Here is a 20,746-nt window from a genome sequence, read left to right on the forward strand (position 1 = left end):
ATTTCTGGTTTGATGCGGACAGATCCGCATCAAAAGCTTTAGATCCTTAAAAATCCCCCTTTTGAAGGCTACGGTGTACACACAAGTCTTCAAGAGTTGCCCCACAAGCTATTTGATTCCCCCGTCCCCCCTTTTTATTGGACAAAACCTCTCAAAGTCCTCCAATTTATCGGAGGATTTAGGAGGATCTACTACATTTTGGTTTTATAGAGAGATGTGTGTACCCCGTAGTCTAAAAAAGGGAAGTTAGAGGGATCAATAAGTACCCAAAATCACAGCCAAATCCTTTTCAACAAACTTCTAAGAGTGGCTTTCTAAAGGATTAGCAATGTATTTGAATGTTGGCTCAGAATTCCAAGGACCACGCTCATCTTGACCATTACCGTTAGTAGATAGGTTGTAGTAAAGAGCAACAGTTTCATCTGGTTTAATATTACCAAAGAACGGATCTGTCAGCTTACCCAAAGAATCCAGAGCTTTCATAAACATCTGGGTATGAGAAATTTCTCGTGTTAAGAGATGGACTAAAGTTTCTTGGGTTCCTTTGTCAGTTGCCAGTTTAATTAACTCTTCATAAGTCTGACGAGCGCCGGCTTCTGCTGCAACGTTAGCCCTTAAATCACGGACTACATCTCCACCTTCATTCAAGTAACTTGCTGTCCAAGCATTACCCTGGCTATCTAGAAAATGAGGCCCAATCCCTCGAACTGCAAAGAGAGTACTCTTATAAGCCTCTGTTTGATCCACATTTTTGGTATGAGCCTCAATGAGTTTACCAACCATTTCTAAATGGCTGAATTCCTCGATTGCAATGTCTTGGAGCATATCTTTAATACCAGCGTTTTCAACATGGAATGATTGCACCCAATATTGCAAAGCTGCACTAAGTTCGCCAGTAGCTCCGCCAAACTGCTCTAGAAGTAATTGAGCAAAACGAGGGTTTGGTTCACTAACGTTAACTGCATGAATAGGCTCTTTTTTGTGAAAAAACATAGATTTACACTTCCAAAAATTATGATGTTACAGAAGGGATTTAATGGTCTTTTAGGATTTTTCCAGAGAGAGCTAATTTGATGTTTGATAGCTTCTCAACCTGGGAAACTATAAGACCAATAAAATACAGTGATTGTGTAAGTGTTGATAACTGCCAATCAGCGATTAGGCATTGCTGCTTCTTCTGATTAATCCCCATAGATAAATAGCAACAATTGCGCCAAGCACAGCCACTAAAATACCAGGGATAGTTAAACCAGCGCCAGCCGCAGTAATTTGCAGAGTTCCTGTTCGCAATAGAGTAAACAGACTTCCACCAACGAAAGCACCAATGATACCTAAAATCATTGTGGAGAGAATTCCACCACCTTGATAGCCAGGATAAATAGCTTTAGCAATCGCACCTGCCAAAAGTCCTAAAACTACCCAAGCAATAATACTCATAACTGCCTCAACAATCTCACTTGTATTTAAGTTATCAACTCTGATTCAGAATTCTTTCTACCAGATGGGATAAATGCTAAATCCAAAAGTTAGACAAAAGAGTTTAAATACAAATTAGATGGGAATTACAATTTGGCGTTTATAGCATGAAAATGCTCAACGATTTTTCGGCAGCCAAATAATAAATTATTAAATCTCTAATAAGCAATAACGAAGTTGCCGAGAGTAACATATTTTTCGATTTATTAGAAAGATTGCTAATCTAAATCTTGATATATCTATCTGAAGATATAATTAGATAATCTAACTTTTTAGAGATGTATGAAAAGCGTTTGTCTATCAAGTTGAGCAATTAATATTTAATAAATTCGATTTTGTACATTTTTATTTAAAAATTAAATGTGATAGTGAAAAATTAGAACCTCAATTTATTTAATAAATCGGGGTTCTAAAGACTGCGAAATTTCACCAGTGATTTGCGGCTGTTTTAAATAGCACGAGAGAATTTTGTCTCTCGCATTTTTGTGTGGGTATCAAAGATAACAGCAATGTTTCTGACTAGTAATCGACCGATGTCTGTAATCTGAATCTGATTTTTTGATAAACTGACCAGACCATCAGCTTCTAGTGGTTTTAATGCCTCTAGCTCTTCAGAGAAATATTCATCAAAGTTGATTTGATATTTGTTTTCAATATCTTGCTTGTGTAACTGAAAGTGAGACATAATACCCATGATTACATCCCTTCTGATAATATCATTTTGACTAAGCTTGACACCTTTGCTAATAGGTAAATTACCCGATGCAATTGTCTGATAATAATATTTTAACTCCTTGTGGTTTTGAGCATAAGCATCTTCTAGCATACTGATGGATGTAGAACCAAAGCCAAACAATTCTGTCTCCGCGTGGGTAGTGTAGCCCTGGAAATTGCGCTTGAGAGTGCCATTGCGTTGAGCGATCGCTAGTTCGTCGTTAGTTTTTGCAAAGTGATCCATCCCAATAAATAAATATTGGTTACTCGTCAATTCTTCAATAGTCATTTTCAGAATATCTAACTTTTCTTTGGCTGCTGGTAACGCTTCTTGAGGAATATTTTTTTGCGTCGGTTTGAGCCAAGGAACATAGGCAAAGTTAAAGACAACAATTCGGTCAGGATCTAATTCAATTGTCTTTTTCACCGTTTCTTGAAATGTCTCGCGGGTTTGATAAGGTAAACCATAAATTAGGTCGACATTCACACTTTCAAACTTAGCTTCTTTCACCCAACTCATGACATCAAAGAGCATTTCTTCTGGCTGAACACGATTTACAGCTACTTGAACTTGGCTATTAAAATCCTGAATGCCAAAACTAATGCGGTTAAAACCAATCTCTCTTAGAAAGAAAATGTAGTTTTTATCGATATAGCGGGGATTAATCTCAATTGAGATTTCTGCTTGTGGATCGATGTTGAAATAGCGATTGATGTTTTTCCATAAAAATTCTACTTGGTGATGATCCAAGTAATTAGGAGTACCGCCTCCCCAATGGATTTGCAGCACTTTTCTGTCTGGATCGATTAAAGCTGCGGTGTTTTTGATGTCTTGAACCAAAGACTCGACGTAAGGTTTAGCAATATTCTTGTTGTTGGAGATTACTGTGTTGCAGCCGCAGAAGTAGCAAGCACTTTGGCAAAAGGGGATGTGGAAATACAAAGAAAGAGGAGTTTGGCGTTGATTAGATGCTGCGATCGCGGCCTTAAAATCAGTTTCAGTGAATGTTTCGCTTAACTCTGTAGCGGGCGGGTAACTGGTATATCTAGGTGCGCGAGTGTCGTACTTTTGAATCAGATCCAGATCGAACTTGACACCAGGTAATAAAAAAACCATTGAGTTGCTTTCCAATGAATGTGTGAAGCGAAGGGGAATAGGGAGTAGGGAGCAGGGGAGCAAGAACTATTGACCAATGACCAATGACCAATGACAAATGACCAATGACAAATGACCAATGACCAATGACAAATGACCAATGACCAATGACAAACTTAATTAGCCGCACCTATTTCATTGCTACCTGAATTCTGTGAACGAGTTAGACTATTAAACAGGACTTGGCCGAGTGCTTTAATTAGACTTCTCTCTAACTCTTGAGCCATCTGCAAATTAAATCCAAAGGCATTATTGGCTTCTGCAACAATTCGTTCTGCTGTTGCATCATCAATAGGTAGCGCGTTTAATACCTGACGATACTTATCCTTAAATGCTTTTTTATCAGGAATTTGCTCAAAATTGTAAAAGGACGTGCCTTCATAGCCAGAAAGCTTCAGAGCTGACTGAGCAACTTTTTGTAGCATTTGGCCTCCAGAAAGATCGCCCATGTAGCGAGTGTAGGCATGACCTAGCAATAAAGCCGGTTCACTAGCAGAAATTTCCCGAATGCGGTCAATGTACTTTTGAGCAGCAGGTGAGGGTGTAATTTGGCCTCTCCAATTATCCCCATAATAGAACACCATGTCTTTTTCGAGCGAGGATTGGCGATTAAGTTCAGGAAAGTAAACCGCACTAATTACAGGATGCTTTGCATGGCTATCTAATGCCGCTTCTAGTTCGCTGTAGACGTAATACAAGTTACTTAAGAACTTGGCAAAGCAGTCTCTATCCACCACTCCTTGTAGAAAACATTTCATAAATCCCACATTTTCTGCTGATGTGTGGGCTTGTTGAGTTCCAGAACGCAGTTTGATGGCGAGATTGCTACTCATTGTTGCTTCCTTCATTTTCAAGCGCAAGGTTTCTGGACAGTCACCGACTTAGGATGCCTGCCAATTCCAGCTAAAAGATTGTTATTCTAGGTTTAGAGAGGATCTGCATCAGTCTATCCAGCAACTACCACTGCCGATGTAGATCCAGGTATTTTTATTTCTCCTAAGATTATTTAACTATTAATTCATATATAACTATGAAAGATATTAGTATTTATTTATGTTTTTCTGATACTCATGTTCAGGCACATTTCAGTTGAGTAGTAACAAAACTGATTTTGGAATAGGCATTTTAACTCTCCTGAAACGATCGGATTCTTTAATACCAGAGTCATTGAAGAGACGAATAACATCGCTAGACGCGTGTTTGTTCTAATTTTGGATACAAATCATCCAGAGTTTTGCGGCGATTAAAGCAATATTGCGATCTTAATTTGAGAATAGCAGAGATTAATAAGAGCGATCGCTCAATTCAACCCTCCAGCTTCTTGTGTTAAAGGTGGGTTATTCGCGATCGCCAGGTATACCTCTATACATGAGCGATCGCTCCGAGCAATATTGATATTTTCTCATCTCAATAATCCAAGCAATCTCATACTCCTGCAAATCTAATCACCACATGGGCAAGGCTAATCAAAAAATTCAAAACTTTATCTGCCTTAATTGCAGCATCAATATCTCGTTTGATATTTTGCAGATCGGCAATAATTGTGTTGTGGTCTGGACGGATCAAAACTTGTGTGAACAGAGCTGCTGTCACTGTTCTGAGTGCATCCTGACATTGTTCGATAGCTTTAGAGAGGATATCCACAAGTTCCCAATCCTCATCATCTTCTGCTTGCAAAAGTGAAAATTGTAATCGGAAAAGGATATTTCTTAGGCTTTTTTCTGCTTGTTGAAAAACTTGCGGTTCGATAGGTTTTCCAGGAGACAGATTTGCTATCGACTCAATGCTATCAATAATCTTTTTGATCTGTTCTTTAATTGTGTTGAGGCTAGTTGGTGTAATCATTGTAAATTATCTCCTTACGATGAACATTCGAGAGGTTGAGAATCAGAAGTTGCAGGAAGGAGATTCTGTCTTTGTTTGTTTAACATATCGTTCAGGATAGGATCTTCCTGAATTGCTGCTTGAATCTCTCTAGTTCTTACATTTACAGCAGTAATATCTGACCCAAAACTAGAGGCTATTCCTAAAATTGTGGTAATTTTTGCAACAACTTCATCAAAGCTGACATCGTTGTATTTTTCGATGAGTTGGGAAAGCTTTACTCCTGTATCGGCTGTCAGCAAAAGTTTAGCTCTAGCTTGGCAAATCATTGTTTTATCTTCTGCATTTATGCTGAGTAGCTCATCTAAAAGTTGCTCACCCTGATTGAATATTTGTGTTTTATCTGCTTCAGAAGCCGCATTCTGAAATTGCGTTCTGAGCTTGCTAAACCTAAAAAGAATCACAACTCGGTCTGGGTTTTTCGGTGAGGGTGGATCTTGAGCAATCAGTTCAGCTAGAAGTAGCATTTTGACAGTTAATCGTCTAGAAGGTTCAGCCGCTCTAGCAACTGCACCGGCTTCAGTGCCTAATAATCCTGCTTGTTCAATGTTGTTAAAAGTCTCGCCTGCTACGATATATTCTTGCTTGAGATCGTTGAGAACGTTATTAACAGGATTTGACCGGGTATTTGTCTGAAGTTGATTTTCAATTATATTCGATATTTGGTCTATATCTGCAAAGTCTATATTGCGATCGCTTAAGAGTCTTTTTATCAGTATTCGCCGCCGTTCATCTGTTGAGCGTGGTAGAGGATTGAGTTGATAGATAGTTTTGACAGATTCAATCGCATCACTTGCCTGAGTTTTAAAGTTAAGTGCCGTTAGTCGCAGTACTGCCCTCCTCTCTGGACTACAACCGCTTAGAGCGATACTCATTATCAAAAAAAGCAGGAAACTTTTTAATTGAACTGGATTTTTCATCAAGTAGTCCTAGAGAGTGTTTGAAAATTAAAAGTTACTCCAAAAACATTAACCGAAAAGTATGGCGATGGCTACGCTCACCGCAGGCATCGCACTTTAATTTTTTAATGAGAATAATCTATCTCCTAATCCATTGAATGCTGCCACCTTTTTTATCAGTGACGGTGAAATCTAGATCAACATCTTGAATTGTGGCAGAAGCGAACTTCAAATCAATCTCAAAAGCTGGGTTGCTACCTAATCCAATTTTGTCAATCAATTTGACATTTTTAAGTTTACTAAGTTGAGTCGAACTCAAGTTTAGAGGCTGAAAGAGTTGATAACCACGATCTCCAAGTCTGGGAGTCGGAGGATCGGCTTGTGACGCGGCGTGCCAGTAATGTTTAAATTTTGTACCTGAAAATAATTGCTCGGCATTCAATCCATTTTTTGAGCCTACATATACTCCAGGCACATATCCAACATTGTTCACTTCATAAAACCACTGATTACAGAAGTCTTGAATATCATTTGGAGGTGAGGCAGAATCGACTTCTTCCAAATCTAAGAAAAGATTCATTCCAGAGGGAAACCCACAATTAGAGGCATAAATTGCAGCGTTTTTACCATATTGCATCCCTTTTGCACCTGTTGCATCCCAACCTGCTCTGCTAACGTGTTGCACGAGAAATAGTGCAAGGCCCGAATCTAAAATATCATTTGCCTCTTCAAAAGTAATGTCACCACGACTAGCAGGTTGATTAACGTTTGGTTCTAACCTTGGAACGTAGCGGATACAGAATGAAAAACCCGATTGAAAAGCTTGTTTGGCTTGGTCAAGACTGATTGGATGGTTGACATCAAAACCAAGCGCACCATCTGGTGCAGATTCAATTACAACATTATCCAACTTTAGCAATTGCATATTTTTTTCTACCTCAAAATTAAAGTGATTGAGAATGAGATTTGTATTTCTTTCTAGAGGAAGTTGAAACTAAAATAAATTAGAGATTTTAAAGCCCAAGTGCTTTTTTAGTTTTATCACCAACAATGCCATCAACAGGGTCTAAATCTTCTTGATCTTGAAATTTAATAACAGCATTAGCTGTTGCCTGTCCAAAAAAGCCATCTGCACCAGTTATACCCAGATCAAAACCCTTTCCAATTAATTTTTCCTGAACTACCTTGATATCATCTCCTTTCATCAAGGGAGTAGTTAAAAAAAGCAATCTAGGACTATTTACTGCCCTGATTCCAGGCTGGGTTAATCCGGTTAATTCTGATTGAATAATGGGAAATTTGTCTTTCCAAAGATTAGGATTGTGGAGATTTAAGCCATCATCAATATGCACTGGATCGCCAAAATCTCCCCCCCAACGTAAAACAGGATGGTTACGAATAGTCGTAATAAATGCTTTAATTGGTGGAGGTAGTGAATTAAAATCTCCAAGTTCATTACTAGTATATAGTTTTCCTCCTATTTGGATATTCATATCAATAGCATGACCAATTAAGTGATTAGACATTTTGGCAGGAGAAACGATTGCTCCCCCAACAGGAACACCCCAGGGACGAGCTGAACTAGTAACAAAAATTTTTAGTCCGTTGGTAGCTGCAAAGTCATTAATTTTTTCGAGATGAGGAATAAATTCGATATCTGCTAAGACAGGCTTACCGATAAATTGAGAGTCGGTAAAGGTTTTGAGTTCAGTTGCCATAATGAAAATTCTCCAGAGAATTAAATATTGTTTTTTATTAGCGATCGCTTGAAAATCAAGAAAGTCACGACAAGATAGGCGATGCCTGCGGCGGGCGTAGCGATCGCACTAAAATTTAGCTAGGGTAGGTTAGGGACAGGCTAGTTAAGTAAGATGATTATTTGAGCTTGCAAAATTTCTACTGCCAATACCAGCAAAGTTTACAATTTTAAGAAAAAAATTAAGGATTTCGCACTAGCAAATCCACAAAGCATTTCTCCATCTCGGTTCCAGTTACCGAAAATTTAAGTATTTCACAACCATTAGTTAACATCGTTCTTAACTTGGGGTTTTTTCCAAACTTAAGAACTATGCTTCTGTTTACCTTTTCTTGAGCAAACTCCAACTCCGAGGTGCATTCAGAATAAACTTTTTGAAATTACATCCTTAAGATTTGTAACTATACTGCATAAATTTGGAAACAGCATAAGTAATAACAGTATTCACCTACCCTGATAGGTAAATTTTTAGTACATTTTTATATTTTTTTTGATTAAAAATGCAATTACAATCGAAAAATCATTTACGGCGGCGGGGTGCGACTCTGACGGCTCAAGGCTCAAGGAAACTCAATCAGGCAAAAGCTCAGTTAGAAATTGAGCAAAACTTTAAGCGATACACTCTCGAAGACTTTAGTGAGAAGACAGGTTTAACCCCCAATACTCTCAGCAAGGTCTTTAATGGCTCAGTAGGGGTCGATAAGCGAACCTTGGAGTGCTGCTTTAATGCCTTTAATATGACCTTATTAAAAGACGATTATTTCTATCTGGAGCCTCATCAAGACAATCTTGCCGAGATTGGCTTAATGTCGTCGGCTGAAGCCTGCGATCGCATCGAACCAGTATGCGATTCTCGCAGCAATGTAGGGCAAATCCACAAAATGGAACGAACGCCAGACGATCTATACCCTCGTCTCTTAACTACACCAGGAGGGCAGATGCCCCTGGATTCAGTCTTCTACATTGACCGTCCTATTCTCGAATCCCTCTGTTACGAAGCCATCCAGCAACCCGGTGCGTCGATCAACATCCGCGCCCCCAAGCAAATGGGCAAAACTTCCCTAATGACTCGCATCCTGGCTTACGCTAACTCCCAGGGTCATCACGCCGTTTCTGTGAACTTGCAACTTGCTAACGACGAGATTTTACAGAACCTAGAACGCTTCTTAAAATGGTTCTGTGCCAGAGTCAGTAAGCAGTTAGACTTGCCAAATGAAATTGCTAGTTTTTGGCATAATTCCTTGGGCAGTAAATCAAATACCACTGATTATTTCCAGGATGTAATCTTAACCAACCTCGATCGCGGAGTCTCTTCAAGAGAGCATTGCCCCCTAGTCATTGCGATCAATGAACTCAACCAGCTTTTTGCTTACCCCGACGTTGCTCGTGAATTTCTCCTACTTTTACGAACATGGTCTGAGCAAGGCAAAGAAGCCGATGCAGACATTAATCCTTGGTACAAGCTGCGATTGGTGACGGTTCATTCTACTGAAATTCTCATGCCTTCCTCCATCGATCCCTCTCTCTTGAATACTGGGCTGGTTATTGAGTTACCTGAGTTTACCCCTGCTCAGGTGCAGGATCTAGCATATAGGTGCGAACAGGATATAACCTCGTCACAAACCCAGCGCCTGATCGCTCTGTTGGGGGGGCATCCCTATCGGTTGCAGTTAGCATTTTATTACCTACAGCAGCAGACAATAACCCTAGAAGAACTCTTAGAAAATTCTGCGATCGCTACCGTCATCTATGCAGACCACCTAGAACAACAATGGTGGAACCTGCAACGATATCCCGATTTATTGCCATTGTTTACAGAAATCGTCAGACAATCAAGTCCTGTAGATTGCGATGCTATGCAAGGTTCCCAGTTGCACAAAATGGGGTTAGTGCATCTGTACGATCTGAGGGCAAGTCTCGTCTGTGAGTTATTTCGTCCGTTTTTCTGCGATCGCCTGCTGCAAATCAACAGTTAGAGGTGCTAAGAACAGGTACACAAATTTTTAGTGGGACGTTGAAGGAAAATTTAACTTAATCTTATCCTTTTGTTGATTTGTTCTTAGTTGTACAAATACTTTTAATCCAATATAGTCTATTTAATAAATTATAAAATCTTCTATAAAAATTCTATTTAATCGTTTAAAAGCTTTGTTGGTGATAGCTTTGGTGATTTTAATCATTGACAATATCTAGAGCAGATTCTTAAGAATTCTATGTGATATTGTCAAAGTAGATTTAAATATTTCAGCCTGACTGTTTGGTATCGTACTCACGACAACAGGATAAACTCTATGTATCGATTCCAGATCAGTGCATACACGCAAACAGGTGAATTCATCGGTCTGGTCGGTTCTACTCCAGAGTTGGGACTGTGGGAAATTAAAAAATGTATCCACCTACGTACAAGTGGCGATCGCTATCCTCTATGGTGGACAGATATTGAAATTCAAGAGTCAGGCGGTCAACACAGAGTTGAATACAAGTACATCCGCTTCGATGCCAACGGCAATGCTCGATGGGAGAACTTACTAGATACAAACCGATGGATACTGATTGATTCTAAAGATCATTCCAGCACAATTATTGTGGATGATGGTGCATTCGGTTATTTACAGCCTTACCCCTTTGGATACATTGAGAAGCCTGCTGTTAAAAAACCCCTGGATGAAGAGTCTAAAGGGTTAAAAATCGTAGTCATTGGCAGTTCCGTCGCATTAGGTCATAAAGCCTGGTTTTTGAAAGGTTGGGTCTGGTTGTTGGCACAGGCTTTAGAGCAAAAATATGGGCATCAACTGGTGAATGTATCGGAAGTGGGGGCCAATGTCAGCAGGACGATCGCTCGATTTCCCTGGTTTGTCACCCCAGAAAAACCAGATATTGTGATTATTGCCTTGTCTCTGGGCAACGAAGGGTTAGCCTACTGTTCCCCTCACGAACGGCGAGCAGTACAGCGACGGTTTGAAAGTGGCTTGCAGCAGTTGGTGAAAATGACGCGGGACATCGGAGCAATTCCGATTCTGGGAGGAGTCTATCCTAATGGCGACTATTCTCAGGAACATTACTGGCTGCTCCGAGACACACACAACCGAATGCTAAGTTGGGATGTAGCTGTACTAGATTGGTTAGCAGCCGTGGATGATGGACAAGGACGATGGAAAGCGGGGACATCCTTCGATCCGGCTCACCCGAACACAGTCGGTCATCGCCTTATGTATGAGCAGATCGACCAGCACTTATTCGACATCGACAAAGACGAATTGGCAAAAGAAAAACAACGCTTCCAGCAACCGAATGAATTTGCCATCTACTTTGACAATGCTGGCTTTCATGTCTCTGTCTGTATCGAAGAGAAGCGTTTACGAATCGTTAATCCATCACAATACAGTTACACGATCGCTCCCTATTGGCAAGAATTGCAGACTGCATTACAAAGTAGGGCTGGATTGATACCAGGTATCTACATTGCGAAGTCTGTCAAGCCAGGAACGCTCCCTTTCTTTGCCGTGCAAGAAGATGGTGCGATCGCAACTACAGTAAACATCCCCCCTGGCACAGACTTAGAATATAGCGCTGCCTTCAATCTCTTTTCGCCAAACAACTCACAAGTTTTGTTCTATGACGGGCATCTGGGGATTTTGCAAGCAGACGAACGCCACCTCTGGATAATCAACGAATCAGATAACGAGTACAATATCCAACCCATGTGGACAGAGGTTTGCAACGCCCTTAAAGCCATGCCATCGGGTGTTTATGAAGATCCGCTTCATCCCGACATTCCCTTTCGTACCATGATGATTGGCAAAGATGGGCTAGAAAGCCGGGTGAAAGCACCACCTAAGTCTGCGGTGTTTTTCCAATATAAATGTCAGTTATCGGATATCAGCCGTGTGGCAATTCTTCCCCTTGGCGATCGCTGTGCCGTCCGTATGATGCTATATAAAATGGAGTACGATGGCCCCGCCTTTCCCTTTGATCTAACGCGCGCGACTAATATTGCAGATGTTGCAGATGCGATCGAAAACGGTTTTTATGATATGTGGAATCCTGCCTTGCTACACTACAGCCCCGATGCAGGGAGAATTTACCATAGTAAGTGGTCAGGTCTATCCTTTGCCCATGAAGTCGAGGAGGCAGACGATCCAAGCAACAATATGTCTCCCGTACATGAACGGATGCGGGTTCGATACACAGCACGTTCTGAAAGGTTTTGGTACGCATTGCAGCACTGCGATAAAGTACTTTTTGTTCGTACAGGAATTAGCGATCGCGGTGGTGTAATAGATTTAGTCAATAAGCTAGAAAAACAATGCCAGGGGAAGCCATTTCATCTCTTGCTTCTTTCTCCTCAAAGCGATGATGAGTTTTTAGACCTTCCCAATGTGCTGCACTACAATGTCGAGTTTAATCCCGATCGTATGTATGACGATTTGGGACACTGGATGTATTGCACAGAAGTCATGCGAGGAATTCTGGAATCCCTTGGAGTGTCTAGTAAAAACCTCTTTTGGTGTCCGCCTAAAACACCGAAGGGGTGAGAAATTAGAGAAAAGCGATCGCATTTGTTACTTTGGCGTTCGCATTTGTTGATTTGGAGTTCGCATTTGTTGATTTAGCGATCGCATTTGTTGATTTAGCGATCGCATTTGTTGATTTGGCGATCGCATTTGTTGATTTGGCGATCGCATTTGTTGATTTGGCGATCGCATTTGTTGATTTAGCGTTCGCATTTGTTGATTTAGCGTTCGCATTTGCTATTTCGGCGACTGGGTTGTTTGAGTGGCTGTGAAATGATCTGCCGATTACTTACAGCTTGTTTTTGTCGCAAATCATCACAAATTGCTTGTAAATCGTAGTTGAAAGCCTTTGCATGTTCTTCTCTTATTCTATAAATCTCTTCAAGAATTTCATCTTTCCACATATCTACTCTCCCATTAGTTCGTAGGGTGTACAAAGGGTTGGCAACTCGTATCCGGCATCAAGACTGATTTGGGCTAGCTTCTTCTGAATTTGAGCATTGGCAATATGCTTACAGTTCCACGTTAACAGATAGTCCAATCCGTAAACTGTAGCCACCGCAATATGAAGCGCATCATCAGCAGCTTTCGGTGGAAGACTACTTTTTGCAAGAAATTGTGCTGCTAAATTTTGAACAGCTTCACTTACTTCAAGCAAAGGAAAATCACGTACTATTTCAAGTCGCTTCGTTGCTATCTCTGTATCGCCTCGTGCTACTTCATCCAAAACCACTTGAGAAATGTAGAGCATAAACTGATAGCGACGTGTGTCCCACCATTCCCGCGTAGCTTCTAAATTAGCCATCAGGATCAAGTTGTTACTCGGTCTAGCAGTCAAGTAGCCAACAATACTGGTTTCAATGTAAACAGTTTCGCTCATCTGTTATTAAGCTGTTAACTTTCTCATGTTATCCGAAGAAATCACTGGGGATTCACTTAATTTTAGGGACTTACAAGGTTAAAAATTTTTAGGTTTAGTTCAGTGTTGATAAACTATGCTCGAAATAGCTCAACCACCGTCGGCTTAGTAACTTTCCCCATAGCGTTGCGCGGTAATTCTTCAACTATCAAAATTTGGGTTGGCACTTTATAAACAGCCAATCGCTCTTTTGCCCAACTTCTGAAAGATTCTAATGTTAAAGGTTTTGATCCTTGCAATAATACTAATGCAGCACAAACCCGTTCGCCCCACTCTATATCTGCAACCCCGACTACTGCACATTCTTGAATATCTGGATGCGATCGCAATACTTCTTCAATTTCCAAAGCTGAAACTTTATAGCCTCCGGTTTTGATGATATCTACACTCATCCGTCCCAGAATGCGGTAATTCTCGTTCTCAACTACGGCGGTATCTCCAGTACAAAACCAGCCATCTTGGAAGGCTTTGGCGGTTGCTTCAGGGTTTTGCCAATATTCAAGAAACACTCCGGGCCCTTTAACTTGGATCTCTCCTGGTGTTCCGGCTGAGACTAATCCCTTCTCATCTACTAATCTCACTTCAACTTTAGGCAGAGGCTTGCCGACATATCCAGCCAACCGTTCACCGTGTAAAGGGTTCGATAGCGCCATACCAATTTCCGTCATTCCATATCGCTCAAGCAGAAAATGACCACTAATACTCTGCCACTTTTCTAAAACTTGAACTGGTAACGCTGCCGAGCCGGAAACCATCAGACGCATTTTAGCACAGCCTTCTGACATGGTTTTTTGACGTTCTTTAGAGGCATTTTCCCAAGCAGTAATCAGCTTTACATAAATCGTTGGTACTGCCATAAATAGGGTTAAGTCACCATCACAGATTCGCCTCCAAACGGTTTCAGTATCAAACTTGCTCAACAGATGACACTCCGCGCCAGCCCATAAAGCACATGTCAGGACGTTAATAATTCCATGAATATGATGTAGTGGCAATATATGTAAAATGCGATCGCTAGATGTCCATTCCCAAGCGGTATTTAAGCTAGTCACTTGCGCTTGAATATTTTGATGGGTTGTAACTACACCCTTGGGTTTACCTGTTGTACCGCTAGTGTAGAGAATTAAGGCGCGTCTAGTGATATCTACTTCTGGGAGAGGAGCAACATTAGATGGGAGGGTTTCTGAGGTGAGGATAAATCGCAAATTGTGTTCTTCGGCGAGCGAGCGCAGTATACTTTCAAAATTAGGATGAGCAACAATAATCGATGCTCCAGAATTAGTAATTACATACTCCAATTCTGGGCGGGGATGGGAAACACACAGAGGTACAGCTATGCCACCAGCACGCCAAATTCCCCATTGAGTAGCTACATACTCAAATCCAGGTGGGATGAGGAAGGCAACTCGCTTCTCTTGTAAATCTTTTGCATTCTGAAGAAGACTTGTTGCTATTTGACTGGAAGTGTAGAGCAAATCTCGATAGGTAAATGATCCATCCGTTGTAACAATGGCTATTTTCTCGCTGTGTTCTTCAGCACGAATAATCAATGGGAGATTCACGTTTATTTACCGATTTAGGGTTAATGCAGTCTACTTACTGAAAATATATATAGTAATCCTATTTGCTTTTCACCGACAGCCTCAGATCCCCGACTTCTTAAAGAAGTCGGGGATCTTTTTATTCGTAACTTGATGCTACAACCAACGTTGTTTTTTAGCATAAGCAATACTACAAATCACAATTAAGATCATTACGCCGATTACAGCAGGATAAGCCCAAGGTTGCTCTAATTCCGGCATATATTTGAAATTCATACCATAGAAACCAGACATAAAAGTAATTGGTAAGAATACGGTCGAGAGGATAGTCAGGCGATTAATTCGTTCACCGGTTTTGCTAGCAATATTATCGCGTTGGATTTCCATTAATTCTGACATCCAGGCTCTCAAAGCTTGATATTCTTGCCATAATTTATCAACTTGATGAACCAATTCTTCTTTGAATAGTTCTTTCACTGGCTGGGTGATCCATTGAAAATCATCGTAATCCATAATAGCCATAAGTGACTTAATACTTTGAAAATTACGCCGTCCTGAACGAGTAGATTGCCTCATGGTGGCAATTCTTTGGTACGTTGATTCATCACCAGAATCATCTAAAACTTCATCTTCTAAATCATCAAGCTTTCTAGAAATATAGTCAAAGACAATATGATAATTATTCAGAATCTCTTTAAAAATGAGATAAAAAACATAGTCAATTCCCCATTTTTTAATATCTAGAGGGCGCTTTTGTAAATTATTAGCTAAAATACTTAAAACTTTTAATTCAGTAATTTCAAACGTAATTATAAAATTATTTCCAACTACAATATTGCCACGTGCAACTTCAAATTCATGATTTTTTATTTGAGCAGTTAGAATTTCATAGCTGTCAAACAAACAATCTTCTACGTCTTCATCAATTCCTAAAGGGGAATGGTTAAAAATCATGTTAACACGAGATGGGTCGAGTCCAAAGTGTTTGATAATTTTAGCTGTTCCAGTGCGATCGCGGAACTGAACACAGCGCAACCAAATATTCTGAGAAGCATCAATTCTTTTCAGTACCGTATCGACATCCCTATGAGTGAATATTTCCAAGTTATCTGGATAAAAAGTCAGGAGAATTAGCATATAGCCATCCTAATTGAGTCGTGAGAAAATACGGTGACTCATGTTGAGCGATAATAGATTTAACTACAACGATAGATAAAAGGTCAAAGTCTGCGATTTCTGATGTTAAATAGACATATTACAGTGATATTTTACCTCGGAAGCTCCCCCCAACTCACCTTAAAAGGCTTGCTCAAATTCCCTCCTTTTTACCTACCGTGTACACACAAGTCTAATTACCCCCCTTAATCTCCTCAATGTTTTGGGGGGAAACAAGAAATCTAGTTCCCTCCCCTTTATAAGGGGAGGGTTAGGGTGGGGTAAAACTTTGTTTAATCAACTATTTTAAACTTGTGTGTATACCGTAGCCTTTTTATGGAGAGTAAAGTAAACTCAAACAAATTGGGGCATATTGGGCTAATAGTATAAGATGGATCGTCATAACATAGGATGACGGTATTGAGTCATAGCTCAGTTTTTTCCATTTTCCCAGATTTGAGACGAGAAGCTTTCGCTGGTGCTGAATTATTTTGCAGAATTGCAATTTCTCTCTGTGCATCTTGATAACTATCTTTTTCGCCTTGCTGTTGGAATAGTTTTGCAGCTTTTTTGAAATCTGCGATCGCTCCCTGTTTATTTTTCTGCTTGGTGCGAATCACACCCCGATTATAGTAGGCTAAGGCATTGTTAGCATTAATTGCGATCGCTTGTGAATAATCTTGATTGGCAGATTTTTTATTTCCCAGTTCAAGATAAGCGTTACCACGATTGTTGTAAGCTGCTATATTATTAGGATCTAGTTTCAGAGCTTCGCTGTAATCTTCAATAGCGCCTTTATAATCTCCGAAAGAAAAGCGGTGAATACCTCTGTGAATATAAGCGGCAATAAATTTAGGGTCAATCTGTAAAATAGTATTGTAATCTTCAGTAGCTTCGATTTTATTTCCCAGATCGCTGAAAACATCACCTCGATTGAGATATGCTTCTATATATTTGGGATTAATGTTAATTGCATCTGTGTAATCTTTAAGGGCTGCATATTTTTGTTTATTAATAGATTGAGTTAAAGCCCTCTGATAATAAGCTTTGGCATCACTAGGATTAATTTTAATTACTGTATCAAAATCTTCGATTGCCCCTTGCTTGAGTCTGAGGCGACGGCGGATAATCCCACGCTGTAAGTAGGCTTCGGTATATTGAGGCTTGAGGGCGATCGCTTTACTAAAATCTCCAATTGCCCCTTTATTATCTTTCAATTGAACACGGGCTAACCCTCGTCCATAGTAAGCATAAGCATCATCAGAGTTTAACTTAATCGCTTGAGTATAGTCTGCGATCGCTTCTTTGTATTTGCCTAATTCCGAAAAAGCAAATCCTCGGTCAAAATAGGCATTCCCATCTTGAGGATTGAGTAAAATGGCCTGACTAGAGTCTGCTTGTGCTTGCTCATAGTCTCCTAATCGATAATAAGTATCGCCTCGCTTATTATAAGCTAAAGCATTTTTTGGATCTAATTCAATAACGTGATTGAAATCTTTAACTGCTCCTTCATAATTTCCTGCATCATATTTATCTAACCCTTCTTGATATAATTCTTTTTGGGCATTATTTATAGGTTTTGGCAAATTTAAAAACCACACTCCTACACCAAGTATGATTAAGCCAGCTATCCCAGCCAAAACTATTAATAATTTTTTATCAGGCTGTTTTTGCGGAACTCCAACATTTGTTAACTTTTTCAGGTCATCTAAAACTTCGGTTGCATACTGGTAGCGCTTACGATAGTCCAAACGCACCATTTTATTAATAATTCTTACTAACTTTTTATTGATTTCTAGATTTTTGTTATACCAAAGTATTTCACCAGTCAGGCGATTTTTTTGATTTTGTAAATTAGATATTTCGTTTGCAGACAAACCTAAAAGTGCTGCGATCGCAACCATACCTAAAGCATATATATCACTGTTATATTTAACATTGCTCTTAATTTGTTCTATAGGCATATATTCGAGATTTTCAGCATTATTAGTGATAGCTTCATTAAAATTACTAAAATCAACCAGAACTAATTTTTTATCTGACTCTCGGCGAATAATATTTGTTGGTTTAATATTCCGGTGAATGACACCTAAGCTATGTATAATCACCAAAATTTCTAATACTTCTGATAAAAGACTAATTACTTGGTTTTCCCTCAGAGGTTCTCTCTGGATAATTTCGTCAGTTAAAGGATTACCAGCAATGAATTCTTTAACTATATAAAATTCTTCATTTTCTTCAAAATAAGCAATTAGCTTTTGAATTTTATCGTGTTCCTGTCCTAATTTTTCTAAAGTTTCTGCTTTACTGGTAAACAAGCGACTGAGGATTGTTAAAGATTGAGGATTACTACTATGAGGACTTAACTGCTTTATTATAAATTGGCTGCCAGGGAGATTAATATCTTCAACTAGATAGGTTTTTGCCTTATCACCATCATTGAGAACTTTTAGTATTTGATAATGTCCATCTAGAAAATGACTATTCATTAATATAAATGTAAAATTATAAATTGTTTGATTATAGCTTAGGTGTTATTAATAGTGATTTTAAAATGTAAATATTTATTTATTAACTTGTAGGGGCAATTCATGAATTGCTCCTACCTGAATCTCACATAGAATTAGTATAAGCGGCTCCAGACCTATTCTAAGGGCTAGAGCCGTTTACTACAAACCTTTAATTATTCACGCCTACTTACTTACCAAAACAGTAAATAGACAACGTAGCTAATTACGAATTACGAATTATTCAGTCAGATTTTATGCTGGCACGACTACTTTCTCACTACCAGCTAGTCCAAAAGCGGCATGAATGGCTTGCAAAGCTTTAACACCTTGCTCTTGTGCTACGACACAACTAATTTTTATTTCTGAGGTGGCAATCATTTGAATATTAATTTGGTGCTGGGCTAGCGCTTCAAACATTTTGGCAGCAACACCTGGTTGTCCTACCATACCTGCACCAACAATACTCACTTTAGCGATCGCACTATCTAAAACAACTTCACCCCATCCTAACTCTGCCGCTACTTGAGTAAGCATTTTTTTTGCGCTTTCCGCGTCTATCCGCGAGACTGTAAAAGCAATATCTCGCCTAGGAACGCCATCAATCACCCGACAGCGCTGAGATTGAATAATCATGTCAACGCTGATATTATGCTGCGCTAATAATCCAAATAACTTCGCCGCCATCCCCGGACGATCTGGTAATTGGCGAATAGCGAGACGCGCTTGATTCAAATCTAAAGCAACACCGCGAACGGGAGGACAATTGGGCAGGGGGGCGGAGGGGCAAAGGGGCGGAGGGGAATCTATACATGCACTCTCCCCTGCTCCCCTGCTCCCCTGCTCCCCTGCTTCTATTTCAAAGGCAGTGCGGAGTGCTAAAACGGCGTGATCGCATTCGGCAGCATCGACTACGCAACTTACTTTGACTTCGCTGGTGGAAATCATTTGAATATTCACGCCAGCTTCTGCTAAAGTGGCAAACATTTTTGCAGCCACACCGGGACGGCCAATCATTCCTGCGCCTGCGATGCTGACTTTGGCAATGTTATGTTCCAGCATTACCTCGGCTTCATCAGATTTGGGGTTAGATGGATTTCTCAGTGCTGGAGCGATCGCTGCGGCTACTGCTTCTGCCCGTTTTAAGATTGGGGTGGTGACAGTAAAAGCAATGTCATTACTGTTACCTTCATGAATTGACTGAATAATCAAATCTACATCTACTTTTTGTCGGGAAATTTCGCCAAATAACCTGGCTGCTACACCTGGTTTATCGGGTACGCGCAACAAAGCCACCTTTGCTTGGTCAGTGTCAAATTCTACAGCATCCACCGGACGGGCAATTTCTAGATTGATTAGCGATCGCCCTTGGGGTTTGGCTGATGTCACCCAAGTACCTGGTTGATCCGTCCAGCTAGACCTAACTACCAGGGGAACACCATAGTTACGAGCAATTTCTACAGCACGGGGATGCAACACTTTTGCGCCCAAGCTAGCTAGTTCCAACATTTCATCGCAGGTGATGTCATCCATCAACTGGGCTTCGGCAACTAAACGGGGGTCTGTAGTTAGAATCCCTGGAACATCTGTATAAATTTCACAAAAGTTAGCTCTTAATGCGGCTGCGATCGCTACCGCAGAAGTGTCAGAACCACCGCGCCCCAAAGTTGTAATTTCCATTTCCCCGGTGCTGGATGTGCCTTGGAACCCTGCTACAACAACTACTTTACCTGCATTTATGTGGCGACAGAGGCGAGTAGTGTCAATATGCAAAATCCGAGCGCGGCTGTGTTCAGCTTCGGTAACAATTCCTACCTGAGCGCCAGTCATAGAAATTGCTGGTTGTCCGAGTTCCTGCAAAGCCATGCTGAGTAAGGCGATGGTTACTTGTTCGCCAGTGGAAAGCAGCATATCCATTTCCCGGCGGTTTGGATTGGGAGAAATTTCATTAGCTAGTTTGACGAGTCCATCGGTGGTTTTGCCCATTGCTGAAACCACTACTACCAGAGAGTTTCCAGCTTGGACAGTTTTATAAACACGCTGTGCGACAGCTTGAATGCGTTCCACTGAACCGACAGATGTACCACCGTATTTCTGAACTATGAGCGCCATAACTTTTATGCAATCAATTGTGTCTGTTTTGCTCAATGCCTCCGCCGGGTTAGGAAGCCTTGAAGATATTAATAGATATTTAGTTTACTAAAAATTGTGTAGCATACCCAATC

General features: G+C 40.3%; 17 protein-coding genes. 2 read left to right on the plus strand and 15 right to left on the minus strand.

Annotation, left to right across the window (positions count from 1 at the left end):
* Positions 1 to 300 precede the first annotated feature (300 nt).
* The 8 genes from NPUN_RS23135 to NPUN_RS23170 form a co-directional block, all read right to left on the minus strand.
* Positions 301 to 993, minus strand: coding sequence for a manganese catalase family protein (locus tag NPUN_RS23135; RefSeq protein WP_012410902.1), 693 nt, complete (start codon positions 991 to 993; stop codon positions 301 to 303).
* Between the two features lie 165 nt (positions 994 to 1,158).
* The gene (locus NPUN_RS23140) at positions 1,159 to 1,437 is read right to left on the minus strand and encodes a GlsB/YeaQ/YmgE family stress response membrane protein (protein ID WP_012410903.1); all 279 of its coding nucleotides are present in this window, start codon (positions 1,435 to 1,437) and stop codon (positions 1,159 to 1,161) included.
* Positions 1,438 to 1,924: 487 nt separating this feature from the next.
* Entirely contained in the window at positions 1,925 to 3,307 is a 1,383-nt protein-coding gene (hemN, locus tag NPUN_RS23145; protein WP_012410904.1) for an oxygen-independent coproporphyrinogen III oxidase, read from the minus strand.
* Positions 3,308 to 3,462: 155 nt separating this feature from the next.
* On the minus strand, positions 3,463 to 4,179 hold the full coding sequence (locus tag NPUN_RS23150) for a biliverdin-producing heme oxygenase (RefSeq protein ID WP_012410905.1): 717 nt from the start codon (positions 4,177 to 4,179) through the stop codon (positions 3,463 to 3,465).
* A gap of 592 nt (positions 4,180 to 4,771) precedes the next feature.
* Complete coding sequence (locus NPUN_RS23155) at positions 4,772 to 5,191, minus strand: hypothetical protein (RefSeq protein WP_012410906.1); 420 nt, start codon at positions 5,189 to 5,191, stop codon at positions 4,772 to 4,774.
* A gap of 14 nt (positions 5,192 to 5,205) precedes the next feature.
* On the minus strand, positions 5,206 to 6,105 hold the full coding sequence (locus tag NPUN_RS23160; protein WP_202947514.1) for a hypothetical protein: 900 nt from the start codon (positions 6,103 to 6,105) through the stop codon (positions 5,206 to 5,208).
* 163 nt (positions 6,106 to 6,268) lie between these two features.
* Complete coding sequence (locus NPUN_RS23165; RefSeq protein WP_012410908.1) at positions 6,269 to 7,054, minus strand: DUF1906 domain-containing protein; 786 nt, start codon at positions 7,052 to 7,054, stop codon at positions 6,269 to 6,271.
* An 88-nt stretch (positions 7,055 to 7,142) separates the two neighbouring features.
* The gene (locus tag NPUN_RS23170; protein WP_012410909.1) at positions 7,143 to 7,847 is read right to left on the minus strand and encodes a peptidoglycan-binding protein; all 705 of its coding nucleotides are present in this window, start codon (positions 7,845 to 7,847) and stop codon (positions 7,143 to 7,145) included.
* A gap of 538 nt (positions 7,848 to 8,385) precedes the next feature.
* On the opposite strand from NPUN_RS23170, the gene NPUN_RS23175 reads away from it, so the two are divergent.
* Together NPUN_RS23175 and NPUN_RS23180 are read left to right on the plus strand one after the other, a co-directional pair.
* Positions 8,386 to 9,861, plus strand: a complete 1,476-nt coding sequence (locus NPUN_RS23175) for an AAA-like domain-containing protein (RefSeq protein ID WP_012410910.1) — start codon at positions 8,386 to 8,388, stop codon at positions 9,859 to 9,861.
* A gap of 315 nt (positions 9,862 to 10,176) precedes the next feature.
* A complete protein-coding gene (locus NPUN_RS23180) occupies positions 10,177 to 12,420 on the plus strand; it encodes a DUF1796 family putative cysteine peptidase (RefSeq protein WP_012410911.1) in 2,244 nt (747 codons plus the stop codon).
* A gap of 27 nt (positions 12,421 to 12,447) precedes the next feature.
* On the opposite strand, the gene NPUN_RS40940 is transcribed toward NPUN_RS23180, so the two are convergent.
* From NPUN_RS40940 to NPUN_RS23210, 7 genes are all read right to left on the minus strand, one after another.
* Positions 12,448 to 12,633, minus strand: coding sequence for a hypothetical protein (locus NPUN_RS40940; protein ID WP_148220351.1), 186 nt, complete (start codon positions 12,631 to 12,633; stop codon positions 12,448 to 12,450).
* The gene (locus NPUN_RS23185; protein WP_041565574.1) at positions 12,621 to 12,803 is read right to left on the minus strand and encodes a hypothetical protein; all 183 of its coding nucleotides are present in this window, start codon (positions 12,801 to 12,803) and stop codon (positions 12,621 to 12,623) included. Before NPUN_RS23185 ends, NPUN_RS40940 begins: the two co-directional genes overlap by 13 nt.
* A 2-nt stretch (positions 12,804 to 12,805) precedes the next feature.
* Complete coding sequence (locus NPUN_RS23190) at positions 12,806 to 13,279, minus strand: type II toxin-antitoxin system VapC family toxin (protein ID WP_012410912.1); 474 nt, start codon at positions 13,277 to 13,279, stop codon at positions 12,806 to 12,808.
* Positions 13,280 to 13,392: 113 nt separating this feature from the next.
* Complete coding sequence (locus NPUN_RS23195; protein WP_012410913.1) at positions 13,393 to 14,880, minus strand: acyl-CoA synthetase; 1,488 nt, start codon at positions 14,878 to 14,880, stop codon at positions 13,393 to 13,395.
* A 135-nt stretch (positions 14,881 to 15,015) separates the two neighbouring features.
* Positions 15,016 to 15,996 carry a magnesium transporter CorA family protein gene (locus tag NPUN_RS23200; RefSeq protein ID WP_012410914.1) on the minus strand — a complete coding sequence of 327 codons (981 nt, stop codon included), beginning with the start codon at positions 15,994 to 15,996 and terminating at the stop codon, positions 15,016 to 15,018.
* 443 nt (positions 15,997 to 16,439) lie between these two features.
* Entirely contained in the window at positions 16,440 to 18,503 is a 2,064-nt protein-coding gene (locus NPUN_RS23205) for a tetratricopeptide repeat protein (RefSeq protein WP_012410915.1), read from the minus strand.
* A 273-nt stretch (positions 18,504 to 18,776) separates the two neighbouring features.
* Entirely contained in the window at positions 18,777 to 20,633 is a 1,857-nt protein-coding gene (locus NPUN_RS23210; RefSeq protein WP_012410916.1) for an aspartate kinase, read from the minus strand.
* Between the last annotated feature and the right edge of the window lie 113 nt (positions 20,634 to 20,746).

The organism is Nostoc punctiforme PCC 73102, from assembly GCF_000020025.1.
In the GTDB taxonomy this organism is placed as follows: Bacteria; Cyanobacteriota; Cyanobacteriia; order Cyanobacteriales; family Nostocaceae; genus Nostoc; species Nostoc punctiforme.

Coding starts and splice junctions, on each gene's coding strand:
- NPUN_RS23135 (WP_012410902.1), bottom strand. CDS start 993: ATGTTTTTTCACAAAAAAGAGCCTATTCATGCAGTTAACGTTAGTGAA.
- NPUN_RS23150 (WP_012410905.1), bottom strand. CDS start 4,179: ATGAGTAGCAATCTCGCCATCAAACTGCGTTCTGGAACTCAACAAGCC.
- NPUN_RS23160 (WP_202947514.1), bottom strand. CDS start 6,105: ATGAGTATCGCTCTAAGCGGTTGTAGTCCAGAGAGGAGGGCAGTACTG.
- NPUN_RS23155 (WP_012410906.1), bottom strand. CDS start 5,191: ATGATTACACCAACTAGCCTCAACACAATTAAAGAACAGATCAAAAAG.
- NPUN_RS23180 (WP_012410911.1), top strand. CDS start 10,177: ATGTATCGATTCCAGATCAGTGCATACACGCAAACAGGTGAATTCATC.
- NPUN_RS23170 (WP_012410909.1), bottom strand. CDS start 7,847: ATGGCAACTGAACTCAAAACCTTTACCGACTCTCAATTTATCGGTAAG.
- NPUN_RS23140 (WP_012410903.1), bottom strand. CDS start 1,437: ATGAGTATTATTGCTTGGGTAGTTTTAGGACTTTTGGCAGGTGCGATT.
- NPUN_RS23175 (WP_012410910.1), top strand. CDS start 8,386: ATGCAATTACAATCGAAAAATCATTTACGGCGGCGGGGTGCGACTCTG.
- NPUN_RS23190 (WP_012410912.1), bottom strand. CDS start 13,279: ATGAGCGAAACTGTTTACATTGAAACCAGTATTGTTGGCTACTTGACT.
- NPUN_RS23200 (WP_012410914.1), bottom strand. CDS start 15,996: ATGCTAATTCTCCTGACTTTTTATCCAGATAACTTGGAAATATTCACT.
- NPUN_RS23205 (WP_012410915.1), bottom strand. CDS start 18,503: ATGAATAGTCATTTTCTAGATGGACATTATCAAATACTAAAAGTTCTC.
- NPUN_RS23210 (WP_012410916.1), bottom strand. CDS start 20,633: ATGGCGCTCATAGTTCAGAAATACGGTGGTACATCTGTCGGTTCAGTG.
- NPUN_RS40940 (WP_148220351.1), bottom strand. CDS start 12,633: ATGCGAACGCTAAATCAACAAATGCGAACGCTAAATCAACAAATGCGA.
- hemN (WP_012410904.1), bottom strand. CDS start 3,307: ATGGTTTTTTTATTACCTGGTGTCAAGTTCGATCTGGATCTGATTCAA.
- NPUN_RS23165 (WP_012410908.1), bottom strand. CDS start 7,054: ATGCAATTGCTAAAGTTGGATAATGTTGTAATTGAATCTGCACCAGAT.
- NPUN_RS23185 (WP_041565574.1), bottom strand. CDS start 12,803: ATGTGGAAAGATGAAATTCTTGAAGAGATTTATAGAATAAGAGAAGAA.